Below are 14,130 nucleotides of genomic sequence, written 5' to 3'. Positions count from 1 at the left end.
ATGTACAAGCTCTTCTTCCGCCTGATCTTCACGAGAATGGACCCGGAGCAGGCCCACCACCTGGCCTTCCGCTGGATCCGCCTGGTCGCGCGCGTCCCCGTGCTGCGCACCTTCGTCGCCGCCGCGCTCGCCCCCCGCCACGAGGAACTGCGCACCGAGGCGTTCGGGCTGCGCCTGCACAGCCCCTTCGGGCTGGCCGCCGGCTTCGACAAGAACGCCGTCGGCATCGACGGGATGGCGATGCTCGGCTTCGACCACGTCGAGGTCGGCACGGTCACCGGGGAGGCCCAGCCGGGAAACCCCCGGCAGCGGCTGTTCCGGCTGGTCGCCGACCGGGCGCTGATCAACCGCATGGGCTTCAACAACGAGGGCTCGCTGGCCGTGGCCGCCCGCCTGGCCTCCCGCACGCCGGTGTTCAGGACCGTGGTGGGCGTCAACATCGGCAAGACCAAGGCCGTACCGGAGACCGAGGCCGTCGCCGACTACGTGAAGTCGGCCGAGCGGTTGGCCCCGTACGCCGACTACCTCGTCGTCAACGTCTCCTCCCCCAACACCCCCGGCCTGCGCGATCTGCAGGCCACCGAGGCGCTGCGCCCCCTGCTGAGCGCCGTCCGCGAGGCCGCCGACCGCGCGGTGCCCGCCCGCCGCGTGCCGCTGCTGGTGAAGATCGCCCCCGACCTGGCCGACGAGGACGTCGACGCGGTCGCCGACCTCGCCGTGGAACTCGGCCTGGACGGGATCATCGCCACCAACACCACCATCGCCCGCGAGGGCCTGGGCCTGAGGTCCGACCGCGCGGTCGTCGAGGAGACCGGCGGCCTGTCCGGAGCGCCCCTGAAGACGCGCTCCCTGGAGGTCCTGCGCCGCCTGTACGCGCGCGTGGGCGACCGGATCACCCTGGTGGGTGTCGGGGGCGTCGAGAACGCCGAGGACGCCTGGCAGCGCATCCTGGCCGGTGCCACGCTGGTCCAGGGCTACAGCGCCCTCGTCTACGAGGGCCCCTTCTGGGGCCGCGCCATGCACAAGGGGCTCGCCGCGCGCCTGCGCACCAGCCCGTTCGCCACGCTCGCCGACGCGGTGGGCGCCGACGTGAGGAAGACGGCATGAGTGGTCCGGAACCGTTCGGAGCGCGGCTGCGCCGGGCCATGGACGAGCGCGGTGCGCTGTGCGTCGGCATCGACCCGCACGCCTCGCTGCTCGCCGAGTGGGGCCTGAACGACGACGTGGCGGGCCTGGAGAGGTTCAGCCGCACGGTCGTCGAGGCGGTGGCCGACCGGGTGGCGGTGCTCAAGCCGCAGAGCGCCTTCTTCGAGCGCTTCGGCTCGCGCGGTGTCGCGGTGCTGGAGAAGACGGTCCAGGAGGCACGCACGGCCGGTGCGCTGGTCGTGATGGACGCCAAGCGCGGCGACATCGGCTCCACCATGGCCGCCTACGCCGAGTCGTTCCTGCACCGGGACGCCCCGCTGTTCTCGGACGCCCTGACCGTCTCCCCGTATCTCGGCTACGGCTCGCTGAGCCCGGCGATCGCGCTGGCGCGGGAAAGCGGCACGGGTCTGTTCGTGCTGGCACTCACCTCGAACCCGGAGGGCGGCGAGGTGCAGCACGCGGTGCGCGCCGACGGGCGGACCGTGGGGGCGACCATGCTGGGTCACCTGGCCGTGGAGAACGCGGGGGAGGAGCCCCTGGGGTCCTTCGGCGCGGTGGTCGGCGCGACGCTGGGCGACCTGTCGTCGTACGACCTGGACATCAACGGACCGCTCCTCGCGCCGGGAATCGGTGCCCAGGGGGCCACGGCGGCCGATCTGCCGGCCGTGTTCGGGAGCGCGGTGCGCAACGTCGTGCCGAACGTCAGCCGGGGAGTGTTGCGCCACGGTCCCGATGTGGTCGCACTGCGTGACGCCGCGGACCGTTTCGCCGAGGAGGTCCGGGCCGCCGTGACGCCCGCCTGAGCCCGCCGAAGTGCCGACGGAGGGCTGCCGGGGTCTGGCTACATCCACAAATCAGGGGCAGTATGTCCTCAATGTCCGGCCTGACGGAGGCTGACCAGGACTTTTCCGCTGTTCTCGCTGACTCTTGCGGAGTTGCCCGCTAGTCTCCGACGAGAGAACGGGCAAGCGTGTGTTGCTCGTGGCTCCCCAGGTGTGGGGCGACTAGGTTCCTCACCGGTCCGTATCCGACAGTTCGACATCCGAGGTGACGTAGGCGTGGCTCTTCCGCCCCTTACCCCTGAACAGCGCGCAGCCGCGCTCGAAAAGGCCGCCGCGGCTCGCCGGGAGCGGGCCGAGGTCAAGAATCGACTCAAGCACTCCGGCGCCTCCCTCCACGAGGTCATCAAGCAGGGTCAGGAGAACGACGTCATCGGCAAGATGAAGGTCTCCGCCCTGCTCGAGTCCCTGCCGGGCGTGGGCAAGGTCCGCGCCAAGCAGATCATGGAGCGTCTGGGCATCTCCGAGAGCCGCCGCGTGCGGGGTCTCGGCTCCAACCAGATCGCCTCCCTGGAGCGCGAGTTCGGGAGCACCGGCTCCTGACGTCCCGGCAGTCCGGGACCGGCGTCCCGGGCACCCCGGGACGCCTGGAATAATCGCTGCATGACTGAACGTCCGCGGCTGACCGTGCTCTCCGGCCCCTCCGGGGTCGGCAAGAGCACGGTCGTCGCCCATATGCGCAAGGAACACCCCGAGGTCTGGCTCTCGGTGTCGGCGACGACCCGCAGGCCCCGCCCCGGCGAGCAGCACGGAGTCCACTACTTCTTCGTCACCGACGAGGAGATGGACAAACTGATCGCCAACGGCGAGCTGCTGGAGTGGGCCGAATTCGCCGGCAACCGCTACGGCACGCCCCGCGCGGCCGTGCTCGAGCACCTGGAGGCGGGTGTGCCCGTCCTCCTGGAGATCGATCTCCAGGGTGCCCGGCAGGTCCGTGAGTCCATGGCCGAGGCTCAGCTGGTGTTCCTGGCTCCTCCCTCCTGGGAGGAGCTCGTGCGCAGGCTCACCGGCCGTGGCACCGAGTCGGCCGAGGTGATCGAGCGCCGCCTCGACGCGGCGAAGACCGAGCTGGCGGCCGAGCCGGAGTTCGACACCACCCTGGTCAACACCTCCGTCGAGGACGTGGCCCGCGAGCTGCTAGCCTTGATGAACGTCGTGTGACCGTCAGTACGTCAGTGACCGTGCGGACGACCGCACCGACTGCATCTTTCCCATCCATCGGAAGGTAGAGCGTGTCCTCTTCCATCTCCGCGCCCGAGGGCATCATCAACCCGCCGATCGACGAGCTCCTCGAGGCCACGGACTCGAAGTACAGCCTCGTGATCTACGCGGCCAAGCGGGCCCGCCAGATCAACGCGTACTACTCGCAGCTCGGCGAGGGTCTGCTCGAGTACGTCGGTCCCCTCGTGGACACCCACGTCCACGAGAAGCCGCTCTCGATCGCCCTGCGCGAGATCAACGCGGGACTGCTGACCTCCGAGGCCGTCGAAGGCCCCGGTCAGTAAGTCGTACCAGCCGTTTTCGGCTGACTTTTCCACAGGCCCGGCAGTACGTCTGCCGGGCCTGTGGTGTGTGATGGGGGAGTGCGCCGTCCCGGCGCACGGGAGCCGAGTTCCGGGAAGAGCGGGAGAGACGGTGGACAAGCCGAAGGTCGTCCTGGGGGTCAGCGGCGGCATCGCCGCGTACAAGGCCTGCGAGCTGCTCAGGCGGCTGACGGAGTCCGGTCACGACGTCCGGGTCGTCCCCACCGCGTCCGCGCTGCACTTCGTCGGCGCGGCCACCTGGTCCGCGCTGTCCGGCAACCCGGTGTCCACCGAGGTCTGGGACGACGTCCACGAGGTGCCGCACGTCCGCATCGGCCAGCACGCCGACCTCGTCGTCGTCGCCCCCGCCACGGCGGACACCCTGGCCAGGGCGGCCCACGGCCTGGCCGACGACCTCCTCACCAACACCCTGCTGACCGCCCGCTGTCCCGTCGTCTTCGCCCCCGCCATGCACACCGAGATGTGGGAGCACCCGGCCACCCAGGAGAACGTGGCGACCCTGCGCCGCCGGGGCGCGGTCGTGGTCGAACCGGCCGTGGGCCGCCTCACCGGCGTCGACACCGGCAAGGGCCGGCTGCCCGACCCGGCGGAGATCTTCGAGGTCTGCCGCCGGGTGCTGGCCCGCGGGGTCACCGAACCCGACCTCCGGGGCCGCCACGTGGTCGTGAGCGCCGGCGGCACCCGCGAGCCCCTCGACCCCGTCCGCTTCCTCGGCAACCGCTCCTCCGGCAAGCAGGGCTACGCGCTCGCCCGCACCGCCGCCGCCCGGGGCGCCCGCGTCACGCTGATCTCGGCCAACACCGCCCTGCCCGACCCGGCGGGCGTGGACGTCGTCCGCGTCGGGACCGCCGTGGAACTGCGCGAGGCCGTGCTCGCGGCGGCCGCCGACGCCGACGCGGTCGTCATGGCCGCGGCGGTCGCGGACTTCCGCCCGGCGTCCTACGCCGCCGGAAAGATCAAGAAGAAGGAGGGCCGGGAGCCCGAGCCGATCACGCTGGTGCGCAATCCGGACGTCCTCGCCGAGATCTCCGCCGAACGGGCCCGGCCCGGACAGGTGATCGTGGGCTTCGCGGCCGAGACCGACGACGTCCTCGCCAACGGTCGCGCCAAGCTCAAGCGCAAGGGCTGCGACCTGCTGGTGGTCAACGAGGTCGGCGAACGCAGGACGTTCGGCTCGGAGGAGAACGAGGCCGTGGTGCTGGGGGCCGACGGCAGCGAGACACCCGTCGCGCACGGCCCCAAGGAGGCCCTGGCCGACACCGTGTGGGACCTGGTGGCCGACCGCCTCGACTGACCGGTTCCGTCCCTTCGGCCCCACTCGACCGTACGTATCGGGGCGTGGCGCCTCTGGTCACGTCGCCCGGCATTGGGCAGAATGCCCGTGCCGCAGGTCACAGGGCTCCCGAGAGGCGAGACACGGCGACCTGTGGCGGACCGCGACCGATAAACTGTTCCACGGACGGCGCCGGGTGCAGCCCCCGCCGTCCACCAATGATCAGCCAGCAGCCGCTGCAACCCCAGGGAGCGTTGTGTCCCGTCGCCTGTTCACCTCGGAGTCCGTGACCGAGGGTCACCCCGACAAGATCGCTGACCAGATCAGCGACACCATTCTCGACGCGCTGCTGCGCGAGGACCCGACCTCCCGGGTCGCCGTCGAGACCCTGATCACGACCGGCCTGGTGCACGTCGCCGGTGAGGTCACGACCAAGACGTACGCGGACATCGCGACGCTGGTCCGCAACAAGATCCTCGAGATCGGTTACGACTCCTCGAAGAAGGGCTTCGACGGCGCCTCCTGCGGTGTCTCGGTGTCGATCGGCGCGCAGTCCCCGGACATCGCGCAGGGCGTCGACGCCGCTTACGAGGCCCGGGTCGAGGGCGACGACGACGAGCTGGACCGGCAGGGCGCCGGCGACCAGGGCCTGATGTTCGGCTACGCCACGGACGAGACCCCGACGCTGATGCCGCTGCCGGTCTTCCTCGCGCACCGCCTGTCCAAGCGTCTGTCCGACGTGCGCAAGAACGGGACGATCCCCTACCTGCGCCCGGACGGCAAGACCCAGGTCACCATCGAGTACGACGGCGACAAGGCGGTCCGTCTGGACACCGTCGTCGTCTCCTCGCAGCACGCCTCCGACATCGACCTGGAGTCGCTGCTCGCCCCCGACATCCGCGAGTTCGTCGTGGAGCCGGAGCTCAAGGCGCTGCTGGACGACGGCATCAAGCTGGAGACCGAGAACTACCGGCTGCTGGTCAACCCCACCGGCCGCTTCGAGATCGGCGGCCCGATGGGTGACGCCGGTCTGACCGGCCGCAAGATCATCATCGACACCTACGGCGGCATGGCCCGCCACGGCGGCGGCGCCTTCTCCGGCAAGGACCCGTCGAAGGTGGACCGCTCGGCCGCGTACGCCATGCGCTGGGTCGCCAAGAACGTGGTCGCCGCGGGTCTGGCCACCCGCTGCGAGGTCCAGGTGGCGTACGCGATCGGCAAGGCCGAGCCGGTGGGTCTGTTCGTGGAGACCTTCGGCACCGCCAAGATCGACACGGATGTGATCGAGAGGGCCATCGACGAGGTCTTCGACCTGCGCCCGGCCGCCATCATCCGCGACCTGGACCTGCTGCGCCCGATCTACGCCCAGACCGCCGCCTACGGCCACTTCGGCCGTGAGCTGCCCGACTTCACCTGGGAGCGCACCGACCGGGTGGACGCGCTGCGCAAGGCGGCGGGGCTCTAGCGGCACCCGTCCGTCCTGCCGAGGCCCGGTGCCCCTTCGGGGGCGCCGGGCTTCGGCGCGTCCGCGGCCCGCCGGAGGACGCCGCACCCGGAGGACGCCCGCACACCGCGCCCGACGCGTCCCGCGCCGGTGACCTCCCCGGCGCGGAGACCGTGGTCGGTCCGGCGGAGCGCGCCCCGGAGTGCGGTGATCCCGGCCCGCACGACGGGCGCCCCCTGATTCCGGGCCGGCGCCGTTGTCGGTGGTGTTTGGTAAGAATGCAGGCGTGAGCGGCGAGAACGGTCAGGCGGACGGCGGTGCGGAGGGTGCGCCGCCCGAGCAGCTCGCGCTGATCCGGGAGAGCGTGCGCAAGGCGAAGGCGCCCAGGGCCAAGCCACGCACCTGGCGGGGTGCCGCGCTCGCCAAGGAACTGCCCGTCGCCCGGGTCCTCGTCGACAAGGGCGTGCTCCATCTGGACCGCTACTTCGACTACGCCGTCCCCGAGGAACTGGACGCCGACGCCCAGCCGGGAGTGCGGGTGCGCGTGCGGTTCGGCGCCGGACGGCACCGGGTGCGCGACGGGCGGCGCGAGGGCGGGGGACTGATCGACGGTTTCCTGGTCGAGCGTCTCGCCGAGTCCGACTACTCGGGGCCCCTGGCGGCCCTCGCGCAGGTCGTCTCGCCCGAGCCGGTGCTCGGGGAGGAACTTCTGGGGCTCGCCCGTGCCGTCGCCGACCGGTACGCGGGCAGCCTCGCCGACGTCCTCCAGCTCGCCGTGCCGCCGCGCAACGCCCGCGCCGAGCAGCGGCCCTCGCCCGCGCCGCTGCCCCCGCCCCCGGCGCCCGGGCCGGGCTCCTGGGCGCGTTACGAGCAAGGGCCCGCCTTCCTGGACTCCCTGGCCTCGGGAGGCGCCCCACGGGCCGTGTGGAACGCCCTGCCCGGGCCGCAGTGGAGTGACGAGCTCGCCCGTGCCATGGCGGCCACGCTGGTCTCCGGGCGCGGTGCGCTCGCCGTCCTGCCGGACGGGCGGGCCGTCGCCCGCGTCGACGCGGCGCTGACCGCGCTGCTGGGGGAGGGGCGGCACGCGGTGCTCACCGCCGACGCAGGGCCCGAGAAGCGGTACGCCCAGTGGCTCGCGGTGCGGCGGGGATCGGTACGCGCCGTCGTCGGAACCCGCGCCGCCATGTTCGCGCCCGTGCGGGACCTCGGACTGGTCGCCGTCTGGGACGACGGTGACGACAGCCACAGCGAGCAGCACGCGCCGCAGCCGCATGCCCGTGAGGTCCTGCTGCTGCGGGCGGCCCAGGACGGGTGCGGCTTCCTGCTGGGCGGCTGGAGCTGCACCGTGGAGGCCGCGCAACTGGTGGAGAGCGGCTGGGCCGGACCGTTGGTCGCCGGGCGGGAGCGGGTGCGGGCCGTCGCGCCGCTGGTGCGCACGGTCGGGGACGGCGACCTGGCCCGGGACGAGGCCGCCCGCGCCGCCCGGCTCCCGACCCTCGCCTGGCAGGCCGCCAGGGAGGGACTGCGGCACGGCCCGGTGCTGGTCCAGGTCCCACGGCGCGGTTACGTGCCGCGCATGGCGTGCGCCGCCTGCCGTGCTCCGGCCCGGTGCAGGCACTGCGCGGGGCCGCTGGAGGCGCGGGGCTCGGACGATCTGCGGTGCGGTTGGTGCGGGCGCGAGGAGGGCGGCTGGCACTGCCCGGAGTGCGGGGGGTTCCGGCTGCGGGCCCAGGTGATCGGGGCGCGCCGGACCGCGGAGGAGCTGGGCCGGGCCTTTCCCGCCGTCCCCGTGCGGACCTCGGGGCGCGAGCACGTGCTGGACACGGTGCCGGGGGCGCCCGCACTGGTGGTCAGCACGCCGGGGGCCGAGCCGGTCGCCGAGGGCGGGTACGCGGCGGCGCTGCTGCTGGACGGCTGGGCCATGCTCGGGCGGCCCGACCTGCGGGCCGGAGAGGACGCGTTGCGCCGGTGGATCGGCGCGGCGGCGCTCGTACGGCCGCAGTCGGCGGGCGGAACCGTGGTGGTGGTCGCCGAGCCGACGCTGCGGCCCGTGCAGGCGCTGGTGCGGTGGGATCCGGTCGGGCACGCGCTGCGGGAACTGGCCGAGCGGGCCGAACTGGGGTTCCCGCCGGTGTCGCGGATGGCGGCGGTGGCCGGGCCGCCGGAGGCGGTGGCCGGTTTCCTCCGCACCGTGGAACTCCCAGGGGAGGCCGAGGTACTGGGCCCGGTGCCGCTGCCCGTCACCGCCCCTGGACGCCCGCGCCGGCCGGGTGCGCCGCCTCCGGGGGAGCACTGGGAGCGGGCGCTGGTCCGGGTTCCGCCGGGGCGGGGAGCCGCGCTGGCCGGCGCATTGAAGGCCGCACAGGCGGCGCGAACGGCTCGCGGAGGCGGGGAAGCCGTGTGGGTGCGGATCGATCCGCCCGACATCGGATGAGGGGTGCCGCGGATGAGGGGTGCCGCGCGGTGGCGCGGGTCCGCCGGGGCTGCCCGCGTGCCGCTGCCCTCCCGGGGGCGGTGCGCCCGGGAGGGCAGCGGTGGTGGGGGGCGGGCCGGTTCAGCCGTTGCGAGGGCTCGGGAACGTCGTCGGACGGGACTCGTCGCGCAGGGACGGGCTGCCCGCCGTGGGCTGCGTCGGCATGGAGCGGGCCGCGGGGACCGTCGGCACCGGGGGGACACCGGTACCCACGTCGACCGTGCGGGTGCCCGAGGGCTCCGGGGCGTGCTCCGTCTCGGCGGCCGCGGCCTGGGCCGCCGTGGCCCGCCGGGCGCCGTAACGGCGGTGCACCGCCTGCTTGGTGACGCCCAGTGCGGAGCCCACCGCGTCCCACGAGAAGCCGAGTGAACGGTCGAAGTCCACGGCCGAGGTGACCAGGGTCTCGACGCTGTCCCGCAGTTCCTGGGCGAGACGGACCGTCGGGGCGGGGGCCCGTCCGTAGACGACGAAGCCCGTGGAGGGGCCGGAGCGGCGCGGGCGGTAGACGTTGCCCAACTGCGCGGTGAGCGTGCGCAGTGCGTCCACCTGCCGGCGGACCCGCTCGATGTCCCGCACCAGCAAGTGCAGGCTGGCCCGAGCCTGGGCGTCGTGGGTTGCGTGGTCGGCCATGAACAAGCCTCTCGAACCGGCGTTGAAAGGAATGGGCCCGCGTCAGGGCCCGGCGTGGTCAACTCTCTCTTGACCAACGCGGGACCGCTCCGCGGGTCACGGGATGGGGGCGTGGCGGTGTTTTTGTACGCCCCCGGGGTGCGATGCGCGCCTCGGCCCGGCGGCGGCCCATAGACTGGTGCGCTGCCCGCACGTTCCCGCCCGAGAGGCTCCCACCAGCCCATGAAGCTCGTCTTCGCCGGTACCCCCGAGGTCGCCGTTCCCGCACTGGACGCTCTTCTCGCCTCCGGGCGGCACGAGGTGGCCGCCGTCGTCACGCGGCCCGACGCCCCGGCCGGGCGGGGGCGCAGGCTGATCGCCTCTCCCGTGGCCGAACGGGCCGAGGAGGCCGGGATCGAGGTGCTCAAGCCCGGCAAGCCGAGGGACCCGGAGTTCCTGGAGCGGCTGAAGCAGATCGGGCCGGACTGCTGTCCCGTCGTCGCCTACGGGGCGCTGCTGCCGAGGGCGGCGCTCGACATTCCCGCGCGGGGCTGGGTCAACCTGCACTTCTCGCTGCTGCCCGCCTGGCGCGGCGCCGCTCCCGTGCAGCACGCCGTCATGGCGGGCGACGAGATCACCGGGGCCTCCACCTTCCTCATCGAGGAGGGCCTGGACTCCGGTCCCGTGTACGGCACCGTCACCGAGGAGATCCGGCCCACCGACACCAGCGGCGACCTGCTGACCCGGCTGGCGTTCGCCGGCGCGGGCCTGCTCGCCGCCACCATGGACGGCATCGAGGACGGCACCCTGAAGGCGGTGCCGCAGCCGGCCGAGGGCGTCAGCCTCGCCCCGAAGGTGACCGTGGAGGACGCCCACGTCGACTGGGCCGCACCGGCGCTGCGGGTCGACCGGGTGGTGCGGGGCTGCACTCCGGCACCGGGCGCCTGGACCACGTTCCGGGGGGAGCGGCTCAAGCTCATCCAGGTCGCCCGCGTGCCCGAGCGCACGGACCTCGCCCCCGGCCGGCTGTCGGCCGGCAAGAACAACGTGTACGTCGGGACCGGCTCGTACGCCGTGGAGCTGCTCTGGGTGCAGGCCCAGGGCAAGAAGCCCATGCGCGCGGCGGACTGGGCGCGCGGGGTACGGATCGCCGCGGGGGAGTCCGTCGGCCACTGAGGCCGGTCCGCGGCCGTGCGCGCCCCGACGACGTAGGCTGGGGCGCGCACTTCATCTCACACCCGGAGCACCTTTTTCGTGAGCGACCAGCCCCGTCGGCCCCGCAAGCCCTACCGTCGGCCCCAGAAGGATCCCGTCCGCATCCTCGCCTTCGAGGCGCTGCGGGCCGTGGACGAGCGGGACGCGTACGCCAACCTCGTCCTGCCGCCGCTGCTGCGCAAGGCGCGCGAGGGCGGTGACTTCGACGCACGGGACGCGGCGCTCGCCACCGAGCTGGTGTACGGGACGCTGCGTCGGCAGGGCACCTACGACGCGATCCTCGCGGCCTGTGTGGACCGGCCGCTGCGCGAGGTCGACCCGCCGGTGCTCGACGTGCTGAGCCTCGGCGCCCACCAGCTGCTCGGCACGCGCATCCCCACGCACGCCGCCGTCTCCGCCTCGGTCGAGCTCGCGCGGGTGGTGCTGGGCGACGGGCGGGCCAAGTTCGTCAACGCCGTGCTGCGCAAGGTCGCCCAGGACGACCTCGACGGCTGGCTGGAGCGTGTGGCGCCGTCCTACGACGACGACCCCGAGGACCACCTGGCCGTCGTGCACTCGCACCCCCGCTGGGTGGTCTCCGCGCTGTGGGACTCCCTCGGCGGCGGGCGCGCCGGCATCGAGGAACTGCTGCGGGCGGACAACGAGCGGCCCGAGGTGACCCTGGTCGCGCGGCCGGGACGGGCCGCCCCCGAGGAACTGCTTCGGGAGGAGGCAGCCGTGCCCGGGCGCTGGTCGCCCTACGCGGTGCGGCTGACCGAGGGCGGTGAGCCGGGTGCCGTCACGGCCGTGGCCGAGGGCCGGGCCGGGGTGCAGGACGAGGGCAGCCAGCTCGTCGCGCTCGCCCTCGCCAACGCGCCGGTCGAGGGGCCGGACCGGAGGTGGCTGGACGGCTGCGCCGGACCCGGCGGCAAGGCCGCGCTGCTCGGAGCGCTCGCCGCGGAGCGGGGCGCCGTACTGCTCGCCTCCGAGAAGCAGCCGCACCGGGCCGGGCTGGTGGCGAAGGCGCTGGCCGGGAACCCGGGGCCGTACCAGGTCGTGGCCGCCGACGGGACGCGGCCGCCGTGGCGGCCGGGTAGCTTCGACCGGGTGCTGGTCGACGTGCCGTGCACCGGCCTCGGGGCGCTGCGCCGCCGGCCCGAGGCGCGCTGGCGGCGCCGTCCCGAGGACCTGGAGGGCTTCGCGCCGCTCCAGCGGGGGCTGCTGCGCACCGCCCTGGAGTCCGTGCGCACCGGCGGTGTCGTCGGCTACGCCACCTGTTCGCCGCACCTCGCGGAGACCCGTGCCGTGGTCGCCGACCTGCTCAAGCAGTTCCCGGAGGCCGATCTCCTCGACGCCCGGCCGCTGCTGCCCGGCGTACCGGACCTGGGCGACGGCCCCGACGTACAGCTGTGGCCGCATCTGCACGGCACCGACGCCATGTACCTGGCGCTCATCCGCCGGACCGGGTGACGCTCGGCGCCGGTTCCCGCACCTCTCCCCCGCCGTCGGTCCGGGCCAGCCGGTGCGGCCACCACACCTTGGGGCCCACGTCCAGGAACAGGGACGTGACCAGCACCGACCGCACGACGAAGGTGTCCAGCAGCACGCCCAGGGCCACCGCGAAACCGATCTCGGCGAAGCCCACCATGGGAAGCGTGCCGAGGGCGGCGAAGGTGCCTGCCAGCACCAGGCCGGCCGAGGTGATGACGGCGCCGGTGGCGGCCAGGCCCGTGATCACGCCCGGGCGGGTGCCCTGACGCATGGCCTCCTCGCGGATGCGGGTGGTCAGGAAGATGTTGTAGTCGATGCCCAGGGCCACCAGGAAGACGAAGACGAAGAGCGGGAAGTCCGTCGTCTCGCCCGCATAGTCGAAGATGTGCCGGAAGGCCAGCGCGCTGAGGCCCAGCGCCGCCGTGAACGACAGGATCACGGTGGCGATCAGCAGCAGCGGGGCGAGGAGGGCGCGCAGCAGGGCGCACAGGATCAGCAGGACCACGACCAGCACCAGCGGGATGATCACCACGTTGTCGCGCGTGGTCGCCCTGTCCATGTCCAGCAGGGCCGCCGTTCCGCCGCCCACCCGGGCGTCGGCGTCCGGCACCGCGTGCACGGCGTCCCGGACCCGCTCCACGGTCTGTTTCGCGGCCTCGCTGTCCGCCGGCGCGGTCATCGTGGCCTCGAAGAGCACCTTGCCCTCGAAGGAGGGTTTCGCGCCGGGGGGCAGGCCGAGGGACTGCGGCACGACCCCCTCCGTGGCGGCGACCGCGCGGCCCACCCGCTCGGCCTGTGCCTGGTTGCTGACGATCACCAGCGGATCGCCGCTGCCCGCCGGGAAGTAGCGCGCGGACACCTCCTGGCCGACGATCGAGTCCGGCTTCTCGGTGAACGCGTCCGCGTTGGCGATGCCCTCGGCGCGCAGCTGGATCAGGCCGAGCGAGCAGGCCGCCAGCACCGCTGCGGTCACGCCCCAGACCATCCGCGGGCGGCGGGCGATACGGCGGCCCGTGCGGGCCCACACGCCCCGCTCGGTCGGGTCGGGGGCGCCGTGGTGCGGGATCACCGGCCAGAACATCCACCGACCGAAGACGACCAGCAGCGCCGGGAACAGCGTGACCATGGCCAGCAGGGAGACGGCGACACCGATCGCGGCGACCGGGCCGAGGCCGCTGGTGGAGTTCATCTCCGCGGCCAGTAGCACCAGCATGCTGAGCACCACGGTCGCGCCGGAGGCGATGACCGCCGGACCCGCGCGGTGCAGCGCCAGCGCCATCGCCTCGTGCCGGTCCTCGTGCCGGCGCAGTTCCTCCCGGTAGCGGGCCACCAGCAGCAGCGCGTAGTCGGTGCCCGCGCCGAAGACGAGGACCAGCAGGATGCCGGCGCTCTGGCCGTTGACGGTGAGTCCCGCGTGCTCGGCCAGCAGATAGACCAGCGCCTGCGCGGTGAACAGCGCGACGATCACCGAGAACAGCGGCACCAGCAGCAGCGTCGGACTGCGGTACGTGATCAGCAGCATCACGATGACAACGGCCATCGCGGCGAACAGCAGCGTCGAGTCGATGCCCTCGAACGCCTCGGCGAAGTCCGCCGACGTGCCGCCGGGGCCGGTGATGTGCACGGCGAGCCCGCCGCTGCTCTCGCCGACGTCCTCCCGGATGGAGTCGACCGCGGGCGCGATGCGCTCCCAGCCCTTCTCGTCCATCGTGATCGGTACGAAAACCTGCGCCGCGCGCGGATCGGTCTGCCGGTCGTAGAGCGGGCCGCGGGTCTCCGCGCCCCTGATGCCGTGGTCGCTCAGCAGCTTCAGCTCGGCGACGTCCTCGGTGATCCGCTCCCGGTCCGCCGGCGTCAGTCCGCCGTCGCGGGCGTAGACGACGATCGCGGGGATCTGCTCGGGCCGGAAGTCCTCGGCGATCTGCAGCACCCGCGTCGACTCCGCCGACCCCGGCAGCCAGGACGCCGCGTCGTTGTCCTGGGCGTCGGTGAGCTTCTGGGCGAGGGGTGCCGTCAGGAAGAGCACCACCAGCCACAGCACCACCACCAGCCACTTGGTGCGGCGACCGCAGACCAGATGCGCGATGCCTCGGTTCTCCGTCATGACCACCCCCGCA

The 14,130-nt window shown here is 73.4% G+C and carries 12 protein-coding genes; 10 read left to right on the top strand and 2 right to left on the bottom strand.

The features are described 5' to 3' along the window. From ACFYOV_RS21400 to ACFYOV_RS21365, 8 genes are all read left to right on the top strand, one after another. Window positions 1-1,107, top strand: a complete 1,107-nt coding sequence (locus ACFYOV_RS21400) for a quinone-dependent dihydroorotate dehydrogenase (protein ID WP_389089781.1) — start codon at window positions 1-3, stop codon at window positions 1,105-1,107. After that, on the top strand, window positions 1,104-1,949 hold the full coding sequence (gene pyrF / locus ACFYOV_RS21395) for an orotidine-5'-phosphate decarboxylase (RefSeq protein WP_389089779.1): 846 nt from the start codon (window positions 1,104-1,106) through the stop codon (window positions 1,947-1,949). The genes ACFYOV_RS21400 and pyrF overlap by 4 nt, the downstream gene beginning before the upstream one ends. A gap of 255 nt (window positions 1,950-2,204) precedes the next feature. Continuing rightward, the gene (locus tag ACFYOV_RS21390) at window positions 2,205-2,528 is read left to right on the top strand and encodes an integration host factor (RefSeq protein WP_003977346.1); all 324 of its coding nucleotides are present in this window, start codon (window positions 2,205-2,207) and stop codon (window positions 2,526-2,528) included. Window positions 2,529-2,588: 60 nt separating this feature from the next. Next, window positions 2,589-3,146, top strand: coding sequence for a guanylate kinase (gene gmk / locus ACFYOV_RS21385; protein WP_389089778.1), 558 nt, complete (start codon window positions 2,589-2,591; stop codon window positions 3,144-3,146). A gap of 71 nt (window positions 3,147-3,217) precedes the next feature. Further along, entirely contained in the window at window positions 3,218-3,490 is a 273-nt protein-coding gene (gene rpoZ / locus ACFYOV_RS21380) for a DNA-directed RNA polymerase subunit omega (RefSeq protein WP_004933985.1), read from the top strand. A gap of 130 nt (window positions 3,491-3,620) precedes the next feature. Then, window positions 3,621-4,823, top strand: a complete 1,203-nt coding sequence (coaBC, locus tag ACFYOV_RS21375; protein WP_389089776.1) for a bifunctional phosphopantothenoylcysteine decarboxylase/phosphopantothenate--cysteine ligase CoaBC — start codon at window positions 3,621-3,623, stop codon at window positions 4,821-4,823. Window positions 4,824-5,058: 235 nt separating this feature from the next. Continuing rightward, window positions 5,059-6,267, top strand: coding sequence for a methionine adenosyltransferase (metK, locus tag ACFYOV_RS21370; protein WP_389089775.1), 1,209 nt, complete (start codon window positions 5,059-5,061; stop codon window positions 6,265-6,267). A 265-nt stretch (window positions 6,268-6,532) separates the two neighbouring features. After that, a complete protein-coding gene (locus tag ACFYOV_RS21365; RefSeq protein ID WP_389089773.1) occupies window positions 6,533-8,680 on the top strand; it encodes a primosomal protein N' in 2,148 nt (715 codons plus the stop codon). Window positions 8,681-8,800: 120 nt separating this feature from the next. On the opposite strand, the gene ACFYOV_RS21360 is transcribed toward ACFYOV_RS21365, so the two are convergent. Further along, a complete protein-coding gene (locus ACFYOV_RS21360) occupies window positions 8,801-9,349 on the bottom strand; it encodes a hypothetical protein (RefSeq protein WP_389089772.1) in 549 nt (182 codons plus the stop codon). 222 nt (window positions 9,350-9,571) lie between these two features. Between ACFYOV_RS21360 and fmt the strand changes: the two genes are divergently transcribed. Then, window positions 9,572-10,504 (top strand): methionyl-tRNA formyltransferase, encoded by a 933-nt coding sequence (fmt, locus tag ACFYOV_RS21355; RefSeq protein ID WP_389089771.1) that lies wholly within the window; start codon window positions 9,572-9,574, stop codon window positions 10,502-10,504. Window positions 10,505-10,582: 78 nt separating this feature from the next. Next, window positions 10,583-11,992 carry an RsmB/NOP family class I SAM-dependent RNA methyltransferase gene (locus tag ACFYOV_RS21350; protein WP_389089769.1) on the top strand — a complete coding sequence of 470 codons (1,410 nt, stop codon included), beginning with the start codon at window positions 10,583-10,585 and terminating at the stop codon, window positions 11,990-11,992. Here the strand turns inward: ACFYOV_RS21350 and ACFYOV_RS21345 are convergent. Then, window positions 11,973-14,117, bottom strand: a complete 2,145-nt coding sequence (locus ACFYOV_RS21345; protein ID WP_389089768.1) for an MMPL family transporter — start codon at window positions 14,115-14,117, stop codon at window positions 11,973-11,975. The two genes, ACFYOV_RS21350 and ACFYOV_RS21345, sit on opposite strands and share 20 nt — an antisense overlap. Window positions 14,118-14,130: the final 13 nt, after the last annotated feature.

Source organism: Streptomyces sp. NPDC005931 (genome assembly GCF_042871235.1).
Classification (GTDB): Bacteria; Actinomycetota; Actinomycetes; order Streptomycetales; family Streptomycetaceae; genus Streptomyces.
The sequence above is the reverse complement of the archived record's forward strand: the minus strand, read 5'-3'. Positions and strand labels throughout refer to the sequence as shown.